Source organism: Marinomonas rhizomae, assembly GCF_003315485.1.
Taxonomy (GTDB): domain Bacteria; phylum Pseudomonadota; class Gammaproteobacteria; order Pseudomonadales; family Marinomonadaceae; genus Marinomonas; species Marinomonas rhizomae.
In genome coordinates, this window is record NZ_QNSE01000003.1 from 106,431 (window position 1) to 129,974 (window position 23,544).

Sequence of the window (23,544 nt, forward strand, 5' to 3'; positions counted from 1 at the left end):
TATGTTACTAAGTAGTTTGTCCATATTGATGGGCGCCATATTGGTGCCGAGCGATTATTTGTGGGTGTATTCTACTCATATCATTCTAACGTGTCTCTACCTAATATGCTCAAAGCGTTTAATTGTTCTGTTTTTAACACTTCTCTCGCTTATTTTTGTCATCAATAGTGAGTTTTTACCGACGTCGCCCTTGCCGCTACAGACCGGGTATTTAGTGTGGGTTGATTTTGAAAAACGACTGTTAATTTATGAAAAAAATGAACAATCAAAGAATCACTCTTTGCCTGAAGGTTTAGTTAGTATTGTCTATGTCAGTAATACGGGGCAAAGAAAGACCATTGATAACTTTTTCCTCACCGTATGTGACGACTCCATAAGCTATTCTGCTAGGTTGCACTCTGTACAGCGAGGTGAAATAACAAGCATCTTATTGCCAGATAAACAGGGTCCTTGGTGGTTAAAACAGCTTTATATAAAAAAGCATGCCGCACAGCTGAACATTAGATTCCTCAACGAAGGCTTACATGGCATCGGTGAAAATCACTTTTCGCTCAGAGATCAGCTGTTCAATAAACTTGATGAAGTATTTGGCTCCTTCCATTCTTGGCGTTTTTCTAAGGCTTTGTTACTAGGCCAGGATGATTTATGGAGTGAACGAGATACTTGGATCATCCGTACTCTTGGCTTAGCTCATTTGTTTGTTGTTTCAGGGTTGCATACTGGTTTTATGTTTGCGATAGGGTGTTTGTTGAGCAAAGCTGTGTGGCAGTTGTTGCCTAATAAAATCATACTGTCAGGCCTAACACGTTGGCAATGTGATGTGTTTGTTATTATGCCCTTATTATTTATGTACGCCTATATAACAAACTGGGGAGAGCCTGTGGTGAGGGCATCCATTATGCTGAGCGTTTACTTGTGCGCTCGTATGTTGGCAATAAAAGCCTCTCCTTATGGCATTATCACTCTTGCTTTGTGGCTGGTACTTTTGGCTAACCCTAGAGCAGTACTTAGTCCTGGGTTGTGGTTGTCCTTTAGCATGGTGTATTTACTCATTGGCTACTGTCAAACATCCACTAAACTGCCACGGCTTTTTATGGTGCAAATCATGTTGAGCACAGCATCTATGGTGTTAATACTTGGCTGGCAAGAAGCTATTTCAAGTGCCTCCATTTTAGTGAATGTTGTGCTCATTCCGTTTGCTGCATTCTTATGGTTTCCAATTGCATTGCTGTCTTGCGCGGAGGCACTACTTATTGGGTCTGCATACAGCTATCAATTATTAGATGCGGTGCTTTACTATATAATTATGTCTGTTGAGTGGACCGCTTTTCAAATACCCTTGCTGTTTTTTGAATCCTTTACGTCTAGCCTTCCTCGCTGGATAATGCTGCTGTTGATTGGCTATTGGGTGTTTCAGAGCCCACTCAAAAGAGGTGTTTTCAGTGCGATTGGTATTTGGTGTGTGCTGTTTTTGCCTATGCTGGTTGGAACATCAAGTGCAGATGTAATGCTGATGAATAGAAGCAATAAACTTATTATCTCGGATCGAAGTAAGATTTTAATAGATGAATCATGGGCAGGAGCAGATTTTTCTCGATTGATGTTTGGCTCCTACTTGGACGTGGATCGGCAGCACGCCTATATGTTAGCGCCCCACGATATAAAAGATCTTACGGCGCAAAGTCTTTTAGACCACGATATTAAGTGGATTATGTTAAAGCGAGAAGTGCCACTACAAACAACGACGATGCTTGAGGCACTGAATGTAGATTGGTTAGTTATTCCTAATGGTGAATCACTGGCTTTTCATTTTCAAAACAATCATGTTTTGCTGCGCCACTCGTCCTGTATATATTCATTTTTTCTCTTAAAATCTGACACTTGCAAACGTGTAGAAAAGTTAGAGAGTGTGTTAAATTACCTGCAAACTTAAATTGGAGAGCGAAGTGTTAGCCTTTATTCAAACTGGTGGTTTTTTCATGTGGCCGTTAATGGCGTGTTCCATCCTTACGCTGGCTATTATTATTGAGCGTTTTTGGACGCTTCGCAAAGCGGCAGTGGCGCCAAAAGGTCTATTATCCGATGTTATGATGAGATTGCGCGATGACAGAATGACTATTGAATACATTCGCTCAATGCAGGCTAAAACAGGGCTGGCTTCTATTTTTGCGGCAGGACTATTAAATTCCAAGCACGGTCGGAGCACAATGAAAGAGAGCGTCCAAGAAGCGGCGAGCCATGTCATTCATGAATTAGAACGTTTCATGAACACGCTTGGAACTATCGCAGCGATTTCACCATTGCTTGGTTTGCTTGGTACTGTAGTGGGTATGATAAAAGTGTTTTCTGTACTGATGGAAAGCGGGGCTGGCAATACCTCTTTGCTTGCTGGCGGTATTTCTGAAGCCTTGCTTACCACCGCAGCAGGCCTTGGCGTCGCCATTCCGGCCTTGATTTTCCACCGTTTCTTTAGCCGTAAAATTGATGAATTGGTTGTTACTATGGAGCAGCAATCTACTAAGCTAATTGATTCATTACACGGCGATCGTGATAAGACAGGAGTGGCACAGTGAAGTTTCGCCGTCAGAAAATAGATGACGTGCAGATCAATCTAACGCCGCTGATCGACGTCGTCTTCTTGTTGCTCATTTTTTTCATGGTTAGCACAACGTTTAATCAGAGTACTGAGTTGACGATTGATTTGCCAACCGCTACGTCAAATGCCCCAAGCTCAGATCGCTCTAAAAATGTTGAGCTAATTATTACGGCAGATGGTCAGTATGTTATCAATGGCCAGACGCTGATTAATGAGAAAGTGAGCACCTTGGTTCAAGGTTTAAAAGAAGTGACCGATGGGGATTACACCCGACCGCTTATTATTACTGCTGATGCAAAAGCTTCTTACGATATGGTGTTAAGGGTCTATGACGCGGCTGCAAGTCTTGGCATTACTAAACTTGCTCATACTGCACAGAAAGAGCCAGTCCAGTGAGTATAGAGTCATTATTTACAAGGTCATGGTATGGTGATTTCGGTTGGACAAATGTCTTTCGCCCCTTACACCCTTTGATAAAAAAAGCGGTGCTGGCTAAAAGAAGCAAGTTTTTAGCGTCCCCCGAATTGTCATACAAAGCTCCAGTTCCCGTAATTATTGTGGGAAATATTAGCGTTGGTGGAACAGGAAAGTCACCAATGGTTATTGCTCTATGTAAATTGTTAACGGCAAATGGCTATCGCCCTGGGATAGTTTCACGTGGTCATGGCGCAAAAATTGAAACGCCAACGCACGTAACTCCAAATAGCTTACCAAAGGATGTGGGTGATGAGCCTGTGATGCTAGCTCGTCGATCGGCTTGCCCAATGGTAGTTTTTCCTAAAAGAGATGAGGCGGTAAAGTTTCTACTTAGCACAACCGATGTCAATGTTGTATTGAGTGATGATGGTATGCAGCATTATCAGCTTAATAGAGACATCGAGATTGCCATGCTGGATGCAAATCGTGGTGTGGGTAATGGGCATTTGTTACCTGTCGGTCCACTGAGAGAGCCCCTTGAGCGATTGGCTGAAGTGGACTTTGTTGTGAGTATTTCTGAAAAAATGACCGACTCACTTGGAGCTTTAAATTTACCAATAACACTTGCTCCGCTCGTGCCCACTGAGCTCTTTTCACTCGATGGTGGAACGGCTCTCAGTTGCCAATATGCTTTTTCCAATGAGTCACACTGGCATATTATGGCGGGAATTGGTAACCCCGAACGTTTTGTTGCCACGCTAGAGCAATTAGGGTTGCAACAAAAAAATACGACTCAGCACTGGTTTGCGGATCACCATGCGTTTGAAGCAAAGGATGTGCCGTCAAATGGTGCTGTGGTGATGACAGAGAAAGATGCCGTAAAATGTCAGTCCCTTCAATTATCAAATTCAAATGTTTGGTATTTAGCCGTGTCTGTCGAACTGCCTGAAAGCTTTCAGCAAGCATTGTTAGAAAAACTTAATCTTATAAAAATGGATCATTACCATGAATAAAACCTTACTTGATATCCTTGTTTGTCCTGTAACTAAAGCTTCTTTAACGTTAAATAAAGATGGAACTGAATTGATTAGCAAAGTAGGCGGCATGGCGTATCCAGTTCGCGACGGCATCCCGGTTCTATTAGAAACAGAAGCACGAACTTTAACGGCTGACGAACGCTTAGAGTCTGGTTCTGCAAAATGAAATCTTATAGCGTGCTGACGGTATGCTTAGGTAACATTTGTCGATCACCGGCAGCACAAGGTATTTTAGAAAGTATTGCAGCCAAGCAAGGTGTTTTTTTAGAACTTGATTCTGCTGGAACTGCGGCTGATCACGTCGGTAATTCACCTGATGCACGATCGATTAAAGCTCTGCATCAAGTCGGCATTGATATAAGTCGTCAAAAAGCTCGTCAAGTTACTAAAGATGACTTCAATCAGTTTGATTGGATTCTTGCTATGGACCGAGAAAACCTCTTCAACCTCAAAAAAATTCAACCCGAAAACAGCAAGGCGACACTAGTTATGTTTGGTGAATTTGATTACCAAGTTACATTTGGTGAAGTGGCGGACCCTTATTATGGCGGTGAGAAAGGATTTGCTGAAATGAGAACACACCTTACAGAGGTTGCTGAAGCATTCGTTTATCACTTGCATTCCAATAGAGAAGTTTAAGCCAGACAATGAAAATGCGATTTAATACCGAAGATGCTTTTGTACAGCGAATTGAAGGTGCTATTGAAAAAAATGTTTCCCTAGCCACTTACAATACCTTTCGTTTTGATTACTGTGCCGAATATTTTGCTATAGCAGATACTTTAGATTCTTTAAAAGCGTTATTGGCTTGGGCAAAGCGTTTTCAACAAACAGTTACCATGATTGGCGGCGGTAGTAACCTGCTTATTTCGGCCGATATCTCTGGTCTTGTTATTATCAATCGATTAGCTGGTATTGGCGCAAGGGAGCACTCAGGCAACCTTGTAAGTTTGACGGTTGCTGCAGGTGAAAACTGGCATCAGGTAGTTGAATATGCTGTGACCCAAGGTTGGTATGGTATTGAAAATCTTGCCTTAATTCCGGGCACAGCAGGTGCGGCACCGGTTCAAAATATTGGTGCTTATGGTGTTGAAATACAAAATACTTTAGCTCGAGTTCAAGTTATTAATAAAAACACTAGCGACGTGTATTGGATAAACGCCAAAGACTGCGGCTTCGGTTATCGAGATAGCTATTTTAAAGGCCAATGGAAGGATAGGTTGCTCATCACCTCGATTGAGTTGTCACTGAAAAAACAATCTGAACTATTATTGAGCTATGGCGGTTTGTCTGAACGAATTGAAGGAAAGCCAACCCTTCAAGCTGTGTTTGATACCGTATGTCGTGTTAGAAGTGACAAACTACCAGATCCGGTCGTGTTAGCAAACTCCGGCAGTTTCTTCAAAAATCCCATAGTGAGTCAGGTTCAACATAAAAAGCTGAAAGAGCGCTTTCCTAGTTTGGTATCTTTCCCAGTTGAAGAAGGCTTTAAGTTGGCAGCTGGCTGGTTAATCGACCAAGCTGGATGGAAAGGTAAGCAATACAAGGGCGTTGGAGTGTATGAAAAGCAAGCGTTGGTGTTAGTAAATTATTTAGAAACGAATGCAGCACCTTTGTTGGAACTAGAAACTCAAATTAAACAATCTATTTTAGATCAATATGGTGTCCAACTGGAGCGTGAACCTGTTCAATTGCCTCTTAATGTGGGGGGCCAGCATTGAAAGTCGGTGTAATGGACTCGGGAGCAGGGGGGGTGACCATTTTGAATGCTATATATCAAAAGCACCCTTACCTTGATTTGGTGTATTTGGCTGATGATGCTTTTGCGCCGTATGGCAATAAAAGTGTTGAACAATTACAAGAACGGCTGATTAAGGTTGGACGTTTTTTTGAAAATGAAAAGGTTGGTGCCATTGTCGTGGCTTGCAACACCGCCACTGTCGCAGCGATCGATGTGCTTCGAGCCAGTACTTCGCTGCCCGTTATTGGTGTTGAGCCTGCTGTAAAACCCGCTTTTCGACTTAGTAAAAAGCGCCGAGTGGCCGTGTTAGCAACACCCGTAACAGCAGATAGTACTAGACTTAACCAATTGATAGATTTGTGGAAGGCTGACAGCCATGTTTCTATTATGTCTAGCTCAACTTTGGCTTTTGATATTGATGCTTGGCCTGAGAGCGAAGAAAAGGTGAGGCGAACCATTCGGCAGCTATGCAAGGAGATGCTGGCACAAAATATCGATACCTTGGTGTTGGCTTGCACTCATTATCCTCTGGTGAAATATTTGTTTGAACAAATCCTTAAGAATGAATGCGAGATTATTGAGCCTAGTGAAGGTGTGGTAGCCCAGGTGATTCGTCGCCTCTCCGAGTCTTATCCAGATGATATGTGCCAACTACTTAAGATAGGTATAAAGGAGCAAGGTAGTATAGAACTTTGCAGCTCCCTTGGCTTTGACAATATGCAACGTCTGTTGTCATGGGTAACATCTTCGGACGCGATTAAAGATCGAAGACACGTATCGATTTATTGATCATTTTCTGCTCTCAAAGAAAGTGATAATTCGATCTTTTTCCCACATAGCGTCTTTATAACCTAATTCTATCAAAGCTCGACAATACTGGGGCGTAAAAAGTAAGTAACTTGCCGCGGAACTAATTTTGTCTCTTGTTGAGCCTCCAGCTGCTTTTAGTAATACCCGAATATTCTTAGGTAATGTGGTTATGTAATGGTGGGCTATTTCATTGAGTTCTTCAGAAGGAGATATGATTAATGTCTCTGTTGGAAGATTCAGGTGATTGGCTTGTTTGTCTTTTGGTAAATCTCGTATTAGCCGATTCATTATTTCTAACTGGTAGATGTCATCTTCTAGATTATCGATAAACGCACTGTTTAATAGTTGACCCAGAATTTGTGCCATACTTGGCGCACCGCTATTGATGTCTTTTTCCTGTGTTGCCCATTTTTGTGCGCTTCGGTTACCGCTTACCCCAATGATGAATAATTTATCTGCACCTAGTTTAAGTGCTGGATAAATCGCTGATTTTTGACGTATTGCGCCATCGCCATAATAATGATTATGTATATTATGGGCTGGAAATATCGTCGGAATAGCACTGGAAGCTAGAAGATGATCAACATTTAAAGCGGTTTTTACCCCTTTACGTCTGTTTCCTTGCCAAGGTTGTAAATCTAAGGCGCCTTGAAAAAAAGTGGTAGACTCTCCTGTACTGTAGCTCATAGCTGTAATCGCCAAAGCTTTGAGTTGCTGCTTGTCGATTGCATCGCCAATTTTCGAAAAGTCTAAATGATTCGTTAATAGTTCTTTTAATGGCGTGTTATCCATCAGGGCAATGGAACTATTTTGCTTGTGGAGATGAAATAAGGATAACAAGGTTTTGGTTAGGGAGCTTGCCACAGGCCATCGACCGATCGTGTAAATTTGGTCGGGGGTTAAATGACGCCAAACAAACGCAAGAGACGACACTGCTTTAGAGAAATTGTCGGCATAAGAAGCAAGCATGGTGGCATTTAATGCACCGGCTGAAGTGCCGCACAATATAGGGAAGGGTAAGGGTGAGTGTTTGGGAAGAATTTTTCCCATTGCTGATAACACACCTACTTGGTAGGCCGCACGGGCTCCACCACCAGATAAAATTAATGCGTTATTATTGTTCATAAAAGCTCGCTTATTTTGAGATGTTCATCGCTCAATGTATCTCATAGCTACGGGTTTTTTCTATTAAAACAATTAGTCACTTATTGGGAAGTATGATCTATTTGCTCAAAAAATCCATGACTTGATATAAGTATTTTGGATAATGTTATGCCTTAGTTATTACTAATGGTGGACTGTATAGGCAATCTATTCCACAATTCCATCTATACTCTTTAAAACAGTCGATACACAAGAAACACGTAAATATTTTTCGAATAATAAAAAAAGGATAATTCCATGAATGCTTCTGTTGTCATTAGCGGAGTTGGTCTATGGACTCCAATACACAGTATTACTAATGAAGAATTAGTAGACAGTTATAACGCCTGGGCTGATCAATTTAACGCCAAAAACTCTGATGCCATAGCGGAAGGCGAGATAGAGGCCAAGCCGCTTTCAAGTGCGGCTTTTATCGAAAAAGCATCAGGCATAAAAAGCCGGTATATTTATTCAAAAGAAGGGGCGTTAGACATCAATCGTATGCGTCCCGTACTTGAAGTGCGTAGAGATGATGAGCTTTCTGATCAGGCTGAAATGGCGATTGCCGCTGCTAAGAAAGCACTCACGGCGGCAAATAAAAACGCTAATGATATAGATATGGTAATTGTGTCTTGTGCTTATACGCAGCGGTCTTATCCTGCTATTGCCATTGAAGTGCAGTCGGCTCTTGGAATTGAAGGTTTTGGCTTTGATATGCTGGTTGCTTGCTCTGCTGCTACCTTTGGCCTTCAACGGGCCGTTGATGCAATAAAAGCAGGCTCCTCAAAAGGGGTTCTGGTGATCAATCCTGAACTCACATCACCTCAAGTGAATTATATGGATAGGGATTCGCATTTTATCTTTGGAGATGTAGCAACCGCCGTAGTAGTTGAAAACAGCGAGACGTGCCAATCAGCTCATTCTTTCGATGTATTAAGCACTAAATGCATTACCTCATACTCTAATAATATTCGCTCTAATTTTGGTTATACGACGCGTGTAACTGATCAAGACCCTTATTCGGACGATATGCTATTCCATCAAAATGGTCGAAAAGTTTTTAAAGAAGTTTGTCCAATGGCGGCGGAGCACATTGAAAGTCATTTGAATAGCCAAGGCATCCAGGTGGAAGATTTAAAGCGTTGGTGGCTACACCAAGCTAATATCAATATGAATTTATTAATCAGTAAGCGCTTGTTAGGTCGTGATGCCACGATTGAAGAAGCGCCGGTAGTTCTTGATGAATACGCAAATACGGCTTCAGCAGGCTCTATTATCGCCTTTGCGAAGTATCATGATGATTTGTCGGCTGGTGATATCGGTGTAATTTGCTCATTTGGCGCGGGTTACTCTATCGGCAGTTTAATTCTTCGTAAGCGTTAATTACTTATTGTTTGCAATCCGGAGCAAATTGTCTAAGTTCAGTAATAGCCAAGTTAAGTCATTGAAACTGGTGTGATTATAAGGGAGACTAATTAGACCAGTATTCATGACTTAATAGGGCATTTTTAATATGGCAATTCATCCTCAAGCAGGGCAGCTTGCTTCTCACGATTTACTAGTGAACCTACCAGAGCTTATGTCGGCTTATTATTTAAGAAAGCCCCGCGTGACAACTCATCCAGACGAACGAGTTAGTTTTGGAACGTCAGGCCACCGTGGTAGCGCCTTGTTAAACAGCTTCAATGAAAATCATATACGGGCGATAGCGCAAGCCATTGCTGAGTACCGCCAAGCCCATAAGGTAACTGGCCCTTTGTACTTGGGTAAAGATACTCATGCCTTGTCCGAGGCGGCTTTTCAAACAACAGTGAGCGTGCTCACAGCAAATGGTGTGCGGGTTCGTGTTCAATTAAATGGTGGCTACACTCCTACGCCTGTTATTTCCCATGCTGTGCTAACGCATAACAAAACAGAATTGGATATGAGCGATGGTATTGTTATTACGCCATCTCATAACCCTCCGGAAGACGGTGGTATTAAATACAATTCCAGCAAAGGTGGCCCAGCAGATAAAGACATTACCGATTGGGTGGCGAAAAGGGCGAACGCATTACTAGAAGTCGATCTGGAAGGAGTTAATGTTTTTACTCCAGAGGAAGCGGGCGCTAGTGGCTTAATTGAACCTTTTGATTATATTAATCATTATGTAGACGATCTTGAAAATGTCATAGATATGAAAGCCATCGCCGATGCGAAGATTCGTATTGGTGTTGACCCTATGGGCGGTTCAGGTATTCACTACTGGCAGCCCATTGCAAAAAAGTACGGATTGGACATTACTGTGGTGAATAGCGAAGTGGACCCCACTTTCCGTTTTGTACCGAGAGATAAAGATGGCCGTATTCGTATGGACTGTTCATCACCCTATTCAATGCGGGGACTGTTGACTTTAAAAGATGACTTTGACATCGCAGTAGGTAATGATCCTGATTATGATCGACATGGAATTGTTTGTGCTCGGTTTGGGTTAATGAATCCAAATGCATATTTAGCGGTGGCGATCGAATATTTGTCGCAACACAGAAAACAGTGGCCACAAGATATTCAGTTTGGTAAGACGCTGGTTTCCAGTGGCATGATTGACCGCGTAGTTGCAGGGCTTGGTCGTAAACTTTGCGAGGTGCCGGTTGGATTCAAATGGTACGTAGAAGGTTTATGCAAGGGTTCGATGGCATTTGGCGGTGAAGAAAGTGCAGGGGCGTCGTTCTTACGTAAAGATGCGAGCGTTTGGACGACTGATAAAGACGGCTTCATTATGGCCTTGCTTGCCGCAGAGATTCTGGCGGTAACAGGTAAGGATCCACAGGCGTTTTATGAGGCTCAAGTTGTAAAGTATGGAAAACCTTTCTATAAACGTATTGATGTAACTGCAACATCAGCACAAAAAGCATTGCTCGGTGCGTTAGACGCAAAAGACGTGACGCAAACAGAATTAGCAGGTGAAGCAATTGTGTCTGTATTAACTCATGCTCCGGGGAATGGTGCTGCCATTGGGGGACTAAAAGTCTCTACCGAAAATGGTTGGTTTGCTGCTAGGCCATCGGGCACGGAAAATGTCTATAAAATTTATTTAGAGAGCTTTGTTTCAGAAGATCATCTTGTTGAGTTAGAAAAAGAAGCTAAGAGCTTAGTTGACCACGTTCTCAATTCATAACCCCCTCCATTTCTATAAAAAATGCCGCTTATGCTAGCGGCATTTTTGTTTCTACGAACCTCAATCCCTGCTAATAATCTGCGAATAATGATGAAATGTAGGTTTTCCTACATTTTCTTTACATTAATTTGAGAGAGAGTGTTGACTGCTAGCTATAAATGTAAATAATAACCGAAATCATTTACACCATTCCTACTAACTTTGTAAGTTGTATTTAATTAAGGTTTCTTAACGTGAATAAAAATGTAAGCAGTAGTTTATTAGAAAATACTTGTCGCCACCCTTTAATGCTAACAGGAATCGCTATTGCTGTTTCCGCTGCATTATCGAGTCAAGTAAGAGCGGAAGAAGCGGATCTAAATACCCTAGTGATAGAAGAGACAGAGCTGGCGAGTGATGCGAACCCTTATGGTGAGCAAGGTGCGCCATATAAAGCTAAAAAAATGTCTGACTCTAAATACACCCGTGATATCGCAGAGACACCAAAAACGATTACCGTATTAACAAAAGATGCGATTGAAGAGTCTGGTAAAACAGATCTAGAGAGTATTTTGAGCGCCCAACCAGGTATTACTTTGGGAACAGGTGAGGGCGGTAACTCTTTTGGTGATCGTTACATTATTCGTGGTTATGAAGCGCGTAGCGATGTTTATACCGATGGTTTACGTGAGCCAGGTTTGATTTCTCGTGAGACCTTTGCCCTTGAGCAAGTAGAAATTTCTAAAGGCCCAAGTTCAACATTTGGTGGCCGTGGTACTACCGGCGGTGCGGTTAACTCTGTAACTAAAAAGCCTTCTTATGATGAAGATTTCTCTATTATTAGCGGTACACTTGGAACGGATAATAAGCAACGATATACCCTTGATACAAACAAGGCGATTAATGATGAAGTCGCTGTACGCTTTAACGCGTTGTATTCAGAGGCTGATGTCCCAAATCGTGCACCAGCAGGGATTGAGCATAAAGGGTTCTTATTATCTGGTGTTTATGAGCCAAATGCGGATGTTGCCATTAATGCTGATTATTACTATTTCCGAGGCGATGATAAAGAAGATGTTGGACATGCTTTTAATCGTACAACAGAATCATTTAATAAGTATGATTATGTTGGTCAAAAAGGGCTAGATTTCAAAAAAAGTGAAGCGGATGTCGCAACGATAAAAGTGAGTGCTTATCTTACCGATGACTTACAAGTAGAAAACAAAACTCGTTATGGTGAGACAAAAAATGACTATGTTGTCTCTGCTTATCAAAGTGGGTGGTCTAGAGGTGTAATTACAAACCTGCGTAATTTCGATGCTTGGCAAGAAAATAAATATCTTGGAAACCAGACGAATTTTATCTGGGATACGGATTTATTTGGTAAGCGCAACACTATCGTTACTGGTGTTGAGTATGCAAATGAACAAACTAAGATTGGTGATCACGACTATAATTCAACAAATAGCGCTACTCTTGATGATCCATATAATGCAGATAACAATTTGTTTCAGGGGACAGTGACTAGAAACTCAGCTTCTAGCAAATTGACGCTTGAAACTCTTTCTGTTTATTTAATGGATACAGTAACCTTATCTGATGATTGGGAAGTTCACGGTGGTGCTCGTTATGACTATTTTGATTACAAATTGAATGATATTGACAATAGTACAAAATATCAATATTCAGATGGTGTTTGGAATGGGCATTTAGGTGCTGTCTACTCTCCATGGGAGCATGGTAATGTGTACGCTACTTGGTCGACTTCCTCCAATATTAATGGCGGTGAAATTGACGCAGGAACAAGTTGTGGCTATGGCGGCTTGTGTAGCGACGCAAATGGCAATTATAAGGTTGCTAAACCAGAAACCTCAACGAATTTAGAGTTGGGCACAAAATGGAACTTAATGAATCACAAGTTGCTACTCACTGCAGCTTTGTTTCAGATTACTAAAAGTGATGTTATTGAATCAGGAGTTGATTCATATAATTCTGGCGGAACGTTTAATACTGGCGAGAACAGAGTTCGCGGTGTTGAGTTAGGCTTGTCTGGTAATCTTACTGAGAAATTAAGTGGTCAGGCTGGTTTAGCGATTATGGATTCTGAAACACTGAAATCTTACTGGGATGGGACTCATGCAAGTACAGGTCGTGGCGGTGCTATCTCATACCCTAACCGCGTAGGTGGCGCAAAAGCAAACTTTGCAGAACAAAGTTTTAATGTCCAACTGAAGTATCAATTCACGCCTGCTTTTGCATTTGGCGCCATTGCCACTCATTCTAGCGAAATGCTTGGTGGACAGCCTGATGAAGGGTCATTGGATACTAATGTAATTAAGACTCCTGCATATACTGTTTACGATGTTTTTGCGACCTACCAAGTGAACAAGAATTTCGATATTCAGGCTAACGTACAAAACTTAACGGATAAAGAGTACTATACAGCCATTTATCGTGGCGGCAGTATTGCTTATCTTGGTGCCGGTCGCTCTGCTAGCGTGACAGCAAAATATAAGTTTTAATAACTTTATAATTATAAGCTCTAACCATAAACACAATTAGGAGTGATCCTAATTGTGTTTATCTGTTTCTAGTGAGAGGAAGTATGGTCATCACGATTCCTAAGGTATTATCTGAGCATGAGCTCAAACAATACCGAGAGCATTTGCAGTCCGCCGATTGGGAAAGTGGTTTAAATAGTGCTGGCGAGCAATCGGTTCATGTTAAACAAAATCTACAGCTGAACCCGGAAGGAAAATTAGCTCAACAATTAGGCGAGCATATATTGCAAGTATTATCCGAAGCGGCTAAATTTTTTTCAGCGGCGTTACCTCTGAAAATATCCCCTCCTATGTTTAATTGTTATCAAAACAATGGCCATTATGGTTGGCATGTTGATAATGCCATTCGCATTATTCCTGGAACGCCAGTTCGCCTTCGAACTGATTTATCGGCAACCATATTTTTGAATGACCCGAGTGAATACGAAGGTGGTGAACTTTGCATTAAAGATACCTATGGTGAGCATCAGATAAAATTACAGGCAGGTGATATGGTTTTATATCCTTCTACCAGTTTGCATCAAGTATTACCTGTAACAAAAGGCCAGCGACTTGCCAGTTTTCTATGGATTGAAAGCATGGTGAGAGATCATGAACAACGTGAGATTTTATTCGATCTTGATCAAAACATTCAGGTGTTAGGCACTGAGCACGGTTTAGATAACCCTCAAGTGGTTAGTTTAAGTGCTTTATACCACCGTTTAATTCGACTACATGTAGATACTTAAATGACAGCTTCGACTATTCCAAATGACGTTCTTTGTGTCGCTGACTATCAGCGGCTTGCAAAAGAAGTATTACCTCATTCAATTTATGAATATATTTATGGTGGTGGTGGCGATGAGCTGACGCTCAAGCAAAATCACTCCGCGCTTAACGCGATTCAACTGTGGCCTAGAGTGCTAAACGACGTCACTCAAGGCACGACCGCGACAACCGTACTTGGCGAACTTTGGCGCTCGCCTATTATGCTAGCGCCAGTTGCCTTTCAAACCATGGTGCATCAAGAAGGTGAAATTGCTACGGCAAGAGCCGCAAGCGCTTTAGATGTGGGAATGATGGTAAGTACCTTGGCTAGCCATTCTATTGAGGGTATATCTGAGTGCCTATCTAGCCCAAAATGGTTTCAGTTGTATTGGCAATTGGATCGAGGCTTCAATTTAGAACTTGTTCGTCGAGCGGAGCAGTCAGGTTATACCGCTCTTGTTGTCACTGTAGATTCGGCCATTCACGGAATCCGTAATCGTGCACAAAGAGCACATTTTACTTTACCAGAAGGGATTACGGCTATTAATCTTGCTAATCGCCCTCCGTTACCCTCTAACTCTTTTACACCGGATCAAAGTATTGTTTTTCAAGGTATGATGAGCGAAGCCCCAACTTGGGAAGACATCGCTTGGCTAATAAAACAAACTGAATTACCGGTAGTTGTAAAAGGTATTTTACATCCTTCTGATGCAATTAAAGCTAAGTCTATAGGGGCAAAAGGTGTGGTTGTATCAAATCATGGTGGTCGAACATTAGACTGTGTGCCAAGTGCGATTGAAGTTTTACCCGATATTCGTCAAGCGGTAGGAGAGAGTTTTACGCTCTTAATGGATGGTGGTATACAGCGTGGAACCGATGTTTTTAAGGCTGTTGCACTCGGTGCTAATGCTGTTTTGATTGGGAGGCCACAGATTTATGCATTGGCTGTTGCGGGAGCAGCAGGGGTTGCGCATATGTTGCGTATTCTTCGAGAAGAATTAGAGGTTGCCATGGCGTTAGCTGGGGCGGCCACAATTGAAGACATTTCTCCTGTGTCCCTGTACAAGCGTCGCTAGTTTAAAGTGAATGAATTAAATGCCAGCTTCCTTATTAAGGTAGCTGGCATTTTTATCGCACTATTGGAAAGAGCGATGGTCTTACTTCCAGCCACCCTTATTCATTAACTCTACGGCCAATCTATTGTTTTCACCCAACACATTTAGTGACAAAGTGTCTGCTTTAAATTCGCCAAATGGTTGTAAGCTTTTAGGTGGCGCTATTCCTTCAACGACAGGGTATTCGGTATTCGCTTGAGCATACCAAGTTTGGCTTTCCTCATTTGTTAGGAAGTCAACTAAGCGACGAGCGTTACGTACATTGGATGCAGATGCCGTCATAGCAATACCACTCACATTTACATGGGCTCCGCGCTCGTTTTCACCTTGATTGGGCCAAAATAACGCAACTTTATTATAAATTTCACGTTCTTTCGCGTCACTACTTTGTCCAAGTCGGCCGTAGTAGTACGAATTAGCCAGGGTAATATCACAGACGCCGACAGATACCGCATTAAGTAAATCGGTATCGCCACCAAAAGGAGGACGAGATAAATTGCTAACAAATCCTTTGATCCACTCTAAGGTTTTTTCTTGGCCGTTCGCCGCTATCATAGAGGCAACCAGAGATTGATTATAAATATTAGAAGAAGATCGAGTGCATAAGCGGCCCTTCCATTTTGAATCCGCTAGGTCTTCATAAGTAGATAACTCTTCTTTGGTCACTTTTTTAGGGTTGTAAAAAATGATTCTTGCTCGCTGTGATAAGCCATACCAATAACCTTCGGGGTCTTTTAGGTGGGCAGGGACTGCTTCATCTAATGTATCCGTTTCAAAGGCTCTTAATACACCTGCTTCTTTTGCACGATAAAGTCGTCCAGCATCCACGGTAATGAAAATGTCAGCAGGACTTGCGTCGCCTTCGGCCTTGAGTTTATTTAACAACATGTCAGCATCACCAGTAATAAGGTTGACATTGACTCGGTATTTTTTTGAGTAGGCATCCAGTGCTGGTGCAATAAGTGCTTCTTTTCGGGCTGAATAAATATTTACTTCACCACTAGCAAATGAAATAGAGGGGAAAGCTGTTAATAATGCTGTTCCTAAAGTTGTTATAGCAGGAGCGCAGAAGCGAGAGGTGCGTTTAATTTGTTTCATATTAATATTAAGTGCCGTTAATCTTTAAAATAAAATTAATTGATGTGAGCATTGACTGATGACATCAATTCACTTAGATAATTCTAAATGAAAACTATTTGTATTCAATAGTCGTTTCGCTCACTAAGGCGGTTTATTTTATAAATACGGTGAAATTAAGGCTAAAACTACTTAAATATCCTTACTAAATGCCAGATAAACGAGAAAGCCATTTTGTTAACTGAAATCCCATTTTATCGCTGAGCTTTTGCGCGCTGGCCTTGAGCTCTTTAGCGTTATTGTGGTTTCTTGATTTACCTGCAATGACTACCCAGTTACCGCTTCCTGTATCCAATGCTCGAACATCGTTAAAATGCTGTTTGATAATAGCGGTGAGATCATGGTTGGTTTTTTGGTCTATCCAGCAATTTAATGCCAGCCAACCATCTTCTTTAATATTTTTCGCGCAATTTTCAATAAAGCTTGCTTGGAGAACAGAGCGATCCATTCCTTGTGTGTTATAAAGATCCGTCATCAGTAAATCAACTTTTTTAGGCAGTCCTTCTGCCATGTAATCGATGGCATTGGCAACATCTAAATTGATGCGTTTGCCTGTCGGCAGTTTAAAATACATTTGCGCTGCATCCATTACTTCTTGACGCAATTCAACTGCAGTTAGGTGAATAGCAGGCACGGTATGATGAAGAGCACTCAATAAGGTGCCACCACCAAGTCCCAATATACAGGCTCGTTTTGGAGAGCAAAATAATAAAGGCAACATCATAGCTTGAGTGTATTCGTGTTGCAGTATATGAGGCGTGGAAAGGCGAATTCTGCTCTGTTCGTCACCTTCAGCAAAAGACAGAATGCGATATTGGCCATCATCAAAAATGCGAATAGGGCCAAGCTCATCGGCGCTGTCATGTAGTAAATTTTGGTGACTCATAGTGTCCCTTTTAAAAATAAAATAGCTGAATTATATAAAAGAGAAGGCTCGGAATTCCGAGCCTTCTTCATGATACTCGATTAAGAGTATGTATTAATCTACCCGTGCTTCTCTGAGATGTTTCAAAAGTGCCTGAACTGGGTGGGGGATGGCAACATCATCAAAACGCTTTGTCTGGCTGCGACAAGAGTAGCCAGTTGCTACTAATTTTCCGAGTAACCCTGGATCCGTTACTTTTTCTTTCCATGACAAGGCATAAATTGTTTTAGAGTTCTCTTTATTTACCGTTTCATGGCCATAGGTTCCAGCCATACCACAGCAACCTACGTTTTCGACTTTTAGCTCAAGACCAAGAATACTGTAGACCTTTTGCCAATCTTTAATAGATGCTGCAGCATTCGTTTTTTCTGTGCAGTGGGTCATTAAGTGATAAGTTGAGCTGTCACACATTAAAGGTTGCTTAGTAAGGTGTTCGCTTTTTTTTATTAGCCACTCTTGCATCAAATGGATGTTAGGGATTTGTCGAGAATCGCTAAAGGCTTTGGTGTACTCCGCTCGGTAGGTTAGTGTCATCGAAGGGTCAATACCTATAAAGGGTAAGCCGTAGAAAGCCAAACTTTGAAGCATGTCTAAGTTTTTACGTGCGGTGCGATTAAAAGCCTTAATGAAGCCATGTACATGCAACGGCTTGCCATTAGGCATATAAGGCGCAAGGTAAGCTTGGAAACCTAAACGACTGAGTGTTTCCATAGTATCCAGTACTAGCTCGGTTTCAAAATAACTAGTGAAAGCATCTTGCACAACAATGACAGCGCGGGTTCTGTCTTTTGGACTTAGGGCTTCAATGGCTAATGGTGTAGCTAAACGAATACCACGGCGAGACATTTCTTTTTTTAGGTTGAGCTTGCTCAGTGCTGGGTTATCAGTCAGGCCTATATATTTACTGCTAAAGTGATTAACCCAACGACGGCTTACTAACCAATTGTAAGGCTGCGGCAATATCGCCATGGTGGGCATCATAAACTCTAACGAGCCGATCAAGTAATCTTTGGCTGGTCGAAGATAGCGGCTGTAGTAAAGTTCCAAGAATTTTGCTCTGAAATCTGGTACATCAACTTTTATTGGGCACTGTCCTAGGCAAGATTTACAGGCCAAGCAGCCCATCATAGATTCGTGGACTTCGTTGGAGAAATCATAGTCTCCGCGACGTTTCGCTAGCGTGTTTTTAAGCCTCGGCAAGAAGTTGAAAAAAAAGTTGCTGTCTTTGGCGTCTTTGCTTGCTTTCACGGTATCAATGCCTTGTTGGCTCATTCCGCGCAGCCATTCGCGCATTAAAGAGGCACGCCCTTTTGGTGAGTGACGGCGATCTCGTGTGCCTTTCCAAGAAGGGCACATGGCATCATTTGGATCGTAGTTATAACATGCACCGTTGCCGTTGCAATACATGCCTTCTTGAAACTGGTCACGGTTTTGAAGTGGAATCTGGCGATCAAATTGACCACGCAGCGGCACCTCATCGATTTTTAATAAATCTGCACCGAGTTCAAATGGGGTGGCAATTTTCCCAGGGTTTAATTGGTTTCTTGGGTCAAAAGCACCTTTCACTTGTTGAATGCTTGAATACAGCTCACCGAAAAAAGCTGGCGCGTATTCAGAGCGGACGCCTTTGCCATGTTCGCCCCACAGTAAGCCATTATATTTTGTGGTGAGTGCGACTACCTTGTCGGTGATCTCTCGGATCATAGGTTCTTGTGATTCATCTTTAAGGTCAAGCGCAGGGCGAACATGCAATACACCGGCATCCACATGACCGAACATGCCATATTCCACATTGTAGCTGTCTAGCACAGCGCGAAATTCCATAATATAGTCGGCAAGATTTTCTGGCGGCACCGCGGTATCTTCTACGAAGGGAATCGGGCGTTTTTCACCCTTAGCGTTGCCTAACAAGCCAACAGACTTCTTGCGCATCGCCCAAAGTTTGTTGACGCTGTCGTGTCCCATAGCAATGGTATAACCAAGAGCGCTACTACCGCCTTGTTTGGCTAAGGCATCTAGCTTATCGGTTAGGATCTTAATTTTATCGGCAACTTCTCGTTCATCATTACCTGTGTATTCGACTAGGTTAATGCCTTGAATATTTTCCCCTATGTTTTCTGGGAAAAATTCAGATACAGAGTTCCAAATAATGTCGCCTTTAGCGAGCCCGAGAACTTTAGAGTCGACTGTTTCGATCGATGTTGGCTTAGCCGTAAGTAGCTCACGAGCATGACGAAGGGAATCTTCAAAGCTGTCGTAACGAATATTGACTAATGCAGCATAGGCTGGAATAGGCAGAAGGTTTACTTTTGCCTCTACAATAAAGCCTAACGTCCCTTCTGATCCGCAAAGCACTGAGTTTATATTGAATTGGCCAGTTTCTGTGCGAATGTGGGCTAAGTCATAACCAGTTAGGCAGCGGTTTAATTCAGGGAAAGTGTCTGTAATTTCTTGAGCTTTGTTTTTTTGAATAGTATCGACAACCCGGTGAGCATTAGCAGAATAATCGCTGCCGCTTTGGATGTCAGTAAGAGTCTCGTCATCAATAGGGGAGGATTCTAGGAGATGCCCATCTAATAAGACGGTTTTGAGAGAAAGCACATGGTCGCGGGTTTTTCCGTACATTACCGAGCCTTGTCCGCTGGCGTCGGTATTGATCATACCGCCAATGGTAGCTCGGTTGCTGGTAGACAGTTCAGGTGCAAAAAATAAGCCGTGAGATTGAATCGCTTTATTAAGTTGATCTTTTACCACGCCAGCTTCGACACGAGCCCAACCTTCTTTGGCGTTGATTTCCAATATGCGGTTCATGTGCTTAGATAAATCAATCACTAAGCCGCCGGTTAATGATTGACCGTTGGTACCAGTACCACCGCCTCTTGGACTTAACACAATATCGTTAAATTTTTCTTGATTGGATAGTTCGGCCAATAATTGAATATCTTGCGTATTCTTTGGGAAAATAATCCCTTGAGGTAATACTTGATAAATAGAGTTGTCAGTTGATAAAACCACGCGGTTGGCATAGTCAGGGGAAGTGTCTCCTGAAAAACCTGAAGCTTTCAATTGCTCGATAAAATGAAGGTATTTAGCCTGAATCGGCGAAACTTCAGAAAGCTTTGGAATCATATTCCATCTCCACAAATGATGAGTACGTAGATTTTAACAAAGAAACGCTTATTGGAGTGATTTTTCTAAGTTGAAAAAAGTGTGTGATAACACTCTAAAAACTCATGTTACTATGCAGCGTCTCTCTATTTTTTGCCACTGGGTCTATTTGTGTCTTTTATTCAGCCAATTACCTTACCGTCAGCTTGTCTGCAACCGTTCAATATTCAATATAAGTTAGATATTTATCGTGGAGACCTTGAGCACCCTAATGCTCCTGGGAATAAATGGCATAAGTTACAACATCATCTCAAGCAAGCTGAAAGCCAAGGGGCATCTGTCATCGGGACCTTTGGTGGGCCGTTTTCAAATCATCTACATGCTTTTGGAGCAACGCTTAAAAGTATGCCATTTAAAGCAATCGCAATCGTTCGAGGTGAGTTACAACCTCAATTAACGCCGACATTAAGAGATGTGGTAGAAGATGGTGTTGAGTTATGGCCTTCATCAAGAGCCGATTATCGATTTGGAATGGATGCTCAAATAGTGAGTGAGATAAACCAGTGTTATGGCAATGTTTACTGGATTCCAGAAGGAGGTGGCGGTGTGCTTGGTGCTATGGGCTGTCATGATTGGGCAAATGATATTAGCACTATTGATGAAGAGTACGATGCATGGGTTGTGTCGTCTGGAACAGGGACTACTGCCGCAGGGATACTATCTAATGTTAAAGCGCCGCATTTACATGTGTTCAGTGCCTTAAAAGGCGAGCCTAATCAAAGAGTATTAATTTCAACTTTGGCAGGTGAGTTGGCAGGTGAGTCCATGTCGAAAGAGCAACTTGATGCAAAATTGTTTTTTTATTCCGATTGTCACGAAGGTGGGTACGCTAAACAAAGCCCATTATTAAAAGCCTTTATGAAAGAGTTTGCCCACAACAACCCGAATCACCCACTTGACCCTGTTTATACCTGTAAAAGCATGTTTGCTGTTCTAGGTGCGATGAAAAAGGGCGCTTGGCCGTATCGCCGTACACTATTTATCCATACAGGGGGGTTGCAAGGCTGGCGAGGATATTCAAAAGATACTAATCCCTATGCGTGCTCTTAACGAGATGGCGATAGCTGTCGTCTTCATGTTAAAGTTGCGCAACTTATGTAAAACCCATGCAAAAAATAAAAACCGTGAAACTAACTTAGTGGGTTGATTTATTTACATCGACAGACGGGAAGAGAATGACACATGAGTCTTTTTAGGCGTGTTGGTATTATTGCTCGATTAGATAAACCTCAGATTCTTGATACGGTTAAGAAGCTGATGGAGTATCTTCAGGAAAAAGACATTGCGCCAGTACTTGAAGATCAATTGGCGACTATGATGCCGGGCGTTAAAGTTGCATCATCGGCATTAAAAGAGTTAGGTGACCACTGTGATATGGTTATGGTAGTGGGGGGCGATGGTAGTTTCCTTGGTGCTGCCAGAGCAATATGTAATTATGACATTCCTGTATTAGGTATTAACCGAGGTACGCTGGGTTTTCTAACGGATATTTCTCCACACAACCTTCAAGAAGAACTAGACCCTATTTTTCGTGGCGAATACCATGAAGAAAAGCGCTTTATGATTGAAGCAAAAATCAAACGCCAAAATCGCCCTAGTGGTGAGGGGATTGCACTCAATGATTTGGTTCTTCATCCTGGCAAGTCTGCTCGAATGATTCGATTTGATCTATTTATAGATGATCAGTTTGTAATGAACCAAAAATCCGACGGGTTAATTGTAGCTACGCCAACCGGTTCAACCGCCTACGCTCTGTCTGCTGGTGGCCCGATTATGCTGCCTAAACTAGATGCCTTAGTTTTGGTGCCTATGCATCCACATACGTTAAGTAATCGACCTATCGTGATTGATGCTAATGCCAGAATCCGTATTGTAGTATGTGAGTCAAATCTAACTTATCCAAGCGTCAGTTGCGATGGTCAGCTTAATATTACAGCGGCACCGGGGGATGAGATTCACATTACTAAAAAAGCCGGTGGCATCCGATTAATACACCCCAAAAATCATGATTTCTATAACGTGTGTCGTGACAAGCTAGGCTGGCAATCCAGTTACCGCCCTTAATATGGCGGGGTTTGGTTAAGTTTTAATTATTTTATAAATATATCCTCTTTAGGGGTTCCATGTATTTTGTTTATCAGTTCAAAGAAACAGAAGACCCTAAAGGGTTAACCGAAGCCTTGTGGCACCATAAAGTGGCACATCAAATTATTTTTGAAAATGGTCACAATGAATTGTGGCTTTTGGACCCCAGCCAATTGCCAGCTGTTGAACAGCTTATGAACATTTGGAAAGATGATCCGGCTTTGTTGCAACAAGCCCAAGCCGCGCCTGTTGTTAGAGCAAACTCTAGCGGTGGAATCCTTTCTCAGCTAAGACGCTCACCAGCTACATCAATCTTATTGTTGTTAACCTTACTGGTGGCAGTCATTACTCAACTTGGCGCAGACATCAAAACAGTTGGCTACTTTGCCATTAGTCCATTTGATATCAAAAATGGTCATATATACTTTTATGATTTAGCAGAAGTCTTTTCTAAAGGTGAATATTGGCGATTTTTCACTCCAGCATTATTGCATTTTAGTGTGATCCATATTGCCTTTAATACCCTATGGATCTGGGATATTGGCGGCAAATTAGAACGAATACTAGGGCCTGTTGTTTGGGTTTTTGGTGTGGTCATCACTGCTGTATTGAGCAATGTTTTACAGTATCAAATAAGCGGCTACCCTTTATTTGGTGGTTTATCCGGTGTGGTCTATGGTTTTATTGGCTTTGCATGGCTTTTGCCAATATTAAACAAGCGGTGGCCGACCCTCATCAGTAAGCCGTTGATGGTGTTCTTTGTCGTTTGGTTAGGTATAGGTTACACGCCTTTTCCCGAAATATTAGGACTTGGTAGTATTGCCAATACAGCCCATACCATTGGCTTGCTTTCAGGGTTGGTGCTGGGTGTTATTTACTGGCTCGTGACCAAATACCGTCAGAGTTAGTTGCACACGGTGTGTGCC

At 42.2% G+C, this 23,544-nt stretch carries 20 protein-coding genes; 16 read left to right on the plus strand and 4 right to left on the minus strand.

Going from position 1 to position 23,544, the window contains the following annotated elements:
* Nucleotide 1: 1 nt before the first annotated feature.
* The 8 genes from DFP80_RS04130 to murI are packed head-to-tail and all read left to right on the plus strand — an operon-like array spanning nt 2 to nt 6,580.
* Entirely contained in the window at nt 2-1,933 is a 1,932-nt protein-coding gene (locus DFP80_RS04130; protein ID WP_113915557.1) for a ComEC/Rec2 family competence protein, read from the plus strand.
* Nucleotides 1,934-1,946: 13 nt separating this feature from the next.
* Nucleotides 1,947-2,573 (plus strand): MotA/TolQ/ExbB proton channel family protein, encoded by a 627-nt coding sequence (locus tag DFP80_RS04135; RefSeq protein WP_113915558.1) that lies wholly within the window; start codon nt 1,947-1,949, stop codon nt 2,571-2,573.
* On the plus strand, nt 2,570-2,992 hold the full coding sequence (locus DFP80_RS04140) for an ExbD/TolR family protein (protein ID WP_113915559.1): 423 nt from the start codon (nt 2,570-2,572) through the stop codon (nt 2,990-2,992). The genes DFP80_RS04135 and DFP80_RS04140 overlap by 4 nt, the downstream gene beginning before the upstream one ends.
* Nucleotides 2,989-4,026 (plus strand): tetraacyldisaccharide 4'-kinase, encoded by a 1,038-nt coding sequence (gene lpxK / locus DFP80_RS04145; protein ID WP_113915560.1) that lies wholly within the window; start codon nt 2,989-2,991, stop codon nt 4,024-4,026. The genes DFP80_RS04140 and lpxK overlap by 4 nt, the downstream gene beginning before the upstream one ends.
* Nucleotides 4,019-4,216: a Trm112 family protein gene (locus DFP80_RS04150; RefSeq protein ID WP_113915561.1), complete on the plus strand. Its 198-nt coding sequence runs from the start codon at nt 4,019-4,021 to the stop codon at nt 4,214-4,216. The genes lpxK and DFP80_RS04150 overlap by 8 nt, the downstream gene beginning before the upstream one ends.
* A complete protein-coding gene (locus DFP80_RS04155; RefSeq protein ID WP_113915562.1) occupies nt 4,213-4,689 on the plus strand; it encodes a low molecular weight protein-tyrosine-phosphatase in 477 nt (158 codons plus the stop codon). Before DFP80_RS04150 ends, DFP80_RS04155 begins: the two co-directional genes overlap by 4 nt.
* Nucleotides 4,690-4,697: 8 nt before the next feature.
* Nucleotides 4,698-5,771 (plus strand): UDP-N-acetylmuramate dehydrogenase, encoded by a 1,074-nt coding sequence (murB, locus tag DFP80_RS04160; protein ID WP_113915563.1) that lies wholly within the window; start codon nt 4,698-4,700, stop codon nt 5,769-5,771.
* Nucleotides 5,768-6,580: a glutamate racemase gene (gene murI / locus DFP80_RS04165; RefSeq protein WP_113915564.1), complete on the plus strand. Its 813-nt coding sequence runs from the start codon at nt 5,768-5,770 to the stop codon at nt 6,578-6,580. Before murB ends, murI begins: the two co-directional genes overlap by 4 nt.
* Here murI and DFP80_RS04170 read toward each other — a convergent pair whose 3' ends face one another.
* The gene (locus DFP80_RS04170) at nt 6,581-7,726 is read right to left on the minus strand and encodes a patatin-like phospholipase family protein (protein WP_113915565.1); all 1,146 of its coding nucleotides are present in this window, start codon (nt 7,724-7,726) and stop codon (nt 6,581-6,583) included. It lies immediately after the preceding gene.
* A gap of 276 nt (nt 7,727-8,002) precedes the next feature.
* Between DFP80_RS04170 and DFP80_RS04175 the strand changes: the two genes are divergently transcribed.
* The 5 genes from DFP80_RS04175 (at nt 8,003) to DFP80_RS04195 (ending at nt 15,264) form a co-directional block, all read left to right on the plus strand.
* Complete coding sequence (locus tag DFP80_RS04175; protein WP_113915566.1) at nt 8,003-9,127, plus strand: beta-ketoacyl-ACP synthase III; 1,125 nt, start codon at nt 8,003-8,005, stop codon at nt 9,125-9,127.
* A 130-nt stretch (nt 9,128-9,257) separates the two neighbouring features.
* Nucleotides 9,258-10,901, plus strand: coding sequence for a phosphoglucomutase (alpha-D-glucose-1,6-bisphosphate-dependent) (pgm, locus tag DFP80_RS04180; RefSeq protein ID WP_113915567.1), 1,644 nt, complete (start codon nt 9,258-9,260; stop codon nt 10,899-10,901).
* Between the two features lie 233 nt (nt 10,902-11,134).
* The gene (locus DFP80_RS04185) at nt 11,135-13,402 is read left to right on the plus strand and encodes a TonB-dependent receptor (protein WP_113915568.1); all 2,268 of its coding nucleotides are present in this window, start codon (nt 11,135-11,137) and stop codon (nt 13,400-13,402) included.
* 83 nt (nt 13,403-13,485) lie between these two features.
* Nucleotides 13,486-14,169, plus strand: a complete 684-nt coding sequence (locus DFP80_RS04190) for a Fe2+-dependent dioxygenase (protein ID WP_113915569.1) — start codon at nt 13,486-13,488, stop codon at nt 14,167-14,169.
* Nucleotides 14,170-15,264, plus strand: coding sequence for an alpha-hydroxy acid oxidase (locus DFP80_RS04195; protein ID WP_113915570.1), 1,095 nt, complete (start codon nt 14,170-14,172; stop codon nt 15,262-15,264). It begins immediately after the preceding gene.
* A gap of 81 nt (nt 15,265-15,345) precedes the next feature.
* Here DFP80_RS04195 and DFP80_RS04200 read toward each other — a convergent pair whose 3' ends face one another.
* The 3 genes from DFP80_RS04200 to ydiJ all read right to left on the minus strand — a co-directional run bounded on the left by DFP80_RS04200 (nt 15,346) and on the right by ydiJ (nt 20,494).
* Complete coding sequence (locus DFP80_RS04200) at nt 15,346-16,401, minus strand: extracellular solute-binding protein (protein WP_113915571.1); 1,056 nt, start codon at nt 16,399-16,401, stop codon at nt 15,346-15,348.
* 184 nt (nt 16,402-16,585) lie between these two features.
* A complete protein-coding gene (locus tag DFP80_RS04205) occupies nt 16,586-17,326 on the minus strand; it encodes a spermidine synthase (RefSeq protein ID WP_113915572.1) in 741 nt (246 codons plus the stop codon).
* A gap of 93 nt (nt 17,327-17,419) precedes the next feature.
* Entirely contained in the window at nt 17,420-20,494 is a 3,075-nt protein-coding gene (gene ydiJ, locus DFP80_RS04210) for a D-2-hydroxyglutarate dehydrogenase YdiJ (RefSeq protein WP_113915573.1), read from the minus strand.
* A gap of 150 nt (nt 20,495-20,644) precedes the next feature.
* Between ydiJ and DFP80_RS04215 the strand changes: the two genes are divergently transcribed.
* The 3 genes from DFP80_RS04215 (at nt 20,645) to DFP80_RS04225 (ending at nt 23,526) form a co-directional block, all read left to right on the plus strand.
* On the plus strand, nt 20,645-21,583 hold the full coding sequence (locus DFP80_RS04215) for a 1-aminocyclopropane-1-carboxylate deaminase/D-cysteine desulfhydrase (protein ID WP_113915574.1): 939 nt from the start codon (nt 20,645-20,647) through the stop codon (nt 21,581-21,583).
* A 132-nt stretch (nt 21,584-21,715) separates the two neighbouring features.
* The gene (locus DFP80_RS04220) at nt 21,716-22,597 is read left to right on the plus strand and encodes an NAD(+) kinase (RefSeq protein ID WP_012069864.1); all 882 of its coding nucleotides are present in this window, start codon (nt 21,716-21,718) and stop codon (nt 22,595-22,597) included.
* Between the two features lie 59 nt (nt 22,598-22,656).
* A complete protein-coding gene (locus tag DFP80_RS04225; RefSeq protein ID WP_113915575.1) occupies nt 22,657-23,526 on the plus strand; it encodes a rhomboid family intramembrane serine protease in 870 nt (289 codons plus the stop codon).
* Nucleotides 23,527-23,544: the final 18 nt, after the last annotated feature.

Bases quoted from the DNA above. Each gene is read 5' to 3' on its own strand.
- DFP80_RS04225 (WP_113915575.1), top strand. From the start codon at position 22,657: ATGTATTTTGTTTATCAGTTCAAAGAAACAGAAGACCCTAAAGGGTTA.
- DFP80_RS04220 (WP_012069864.1), top strand. From the start codon at position 21,716: ATGAGTCTTTTTAGGCGTGTTGGTATTATTGCTCGATTAGATAAACCT.
- pgm (WP_113915567.1), top strand. From the start codon at position 9,258: ATGGCAATTCATCCTCAAGCAGGGCAGCTTGCTTCTCACGATTTACTA.
- DFP80_RS04130 (WP_113915557.1), top strand. From the start codon at position 2: ATGTTACTAAGTAGTTTGTCCATATTGATGGGCGCCATATTGGTGCCG.
- DFP80_RS04150 (WP_113915561.1), top strand. From the start codon at position 4,019: ATGAATAAAACCTTACTTGATATCCTTGTTTGTCCTGTAACTAAAGCT.
- murB (WP_113915563.1), top strand. From the start codon at position 4,698: ATGAAAATGCGATTTAATACCGAAGATGCTTTTGTACAGCGAATTGAA.
- DFP80_RS04155 (WP_113915562.1), top strand. From the start codon at position 4,213: ATGAAATCTTATAGCGTGCTGACGGTATGCTTAGGTAACATTTGTCGA.
- DFP80_RS04170 (WP_113915565.1), bottom strand. From the start codon at position 7,726: ATGAACAATAATAACGCATTAATTTTATCTGGTGGTGGAGCCCGTGCG.
- DFP80_RS04195 (WP_113915570.1), top strand. From the start codon at position 14,170: ATGACAGCTTCGACTATTCCAAATGACGTTCTTTGTGTCGCTGACTAT.
- DFP80_RS04205 (WP_113915572.1), bottom strand. From the start codon at position 17,326: ATGAGTCACCAAAATTTACTACATGACAGCGCCGATGAGCTTGGCCCT.
- DFP80_RS04190 (WP_113915569.1), top strand. From the start codon at position 13,486: ATGGTCATCACGATTCCTAAGGTATTATCTGAGCATGAGCTCAAACAA.
- DFP80_RS04175 (WP_113915566.1), top strand. From the start codon at position 8,003: ATGAATGCTTCTGTTGTCATTAGCGGAGTTGGTCTATGGACTCCAATA.
- DFP80_RS04200 (WP_113915571.1), bottom strand. From the start codon at position 16,401: ATGAAACAAATTAAACGCACCTCTCGCTTCTGCGCTCCTGCTATAACA.
- ydiJ (WP_113915573.1), bottom strand. From the start codon at position 20,494: ATGATTCCAAAGCTTTCTGAAGTTTCGCCGATTCAGGCTAAATACCTT.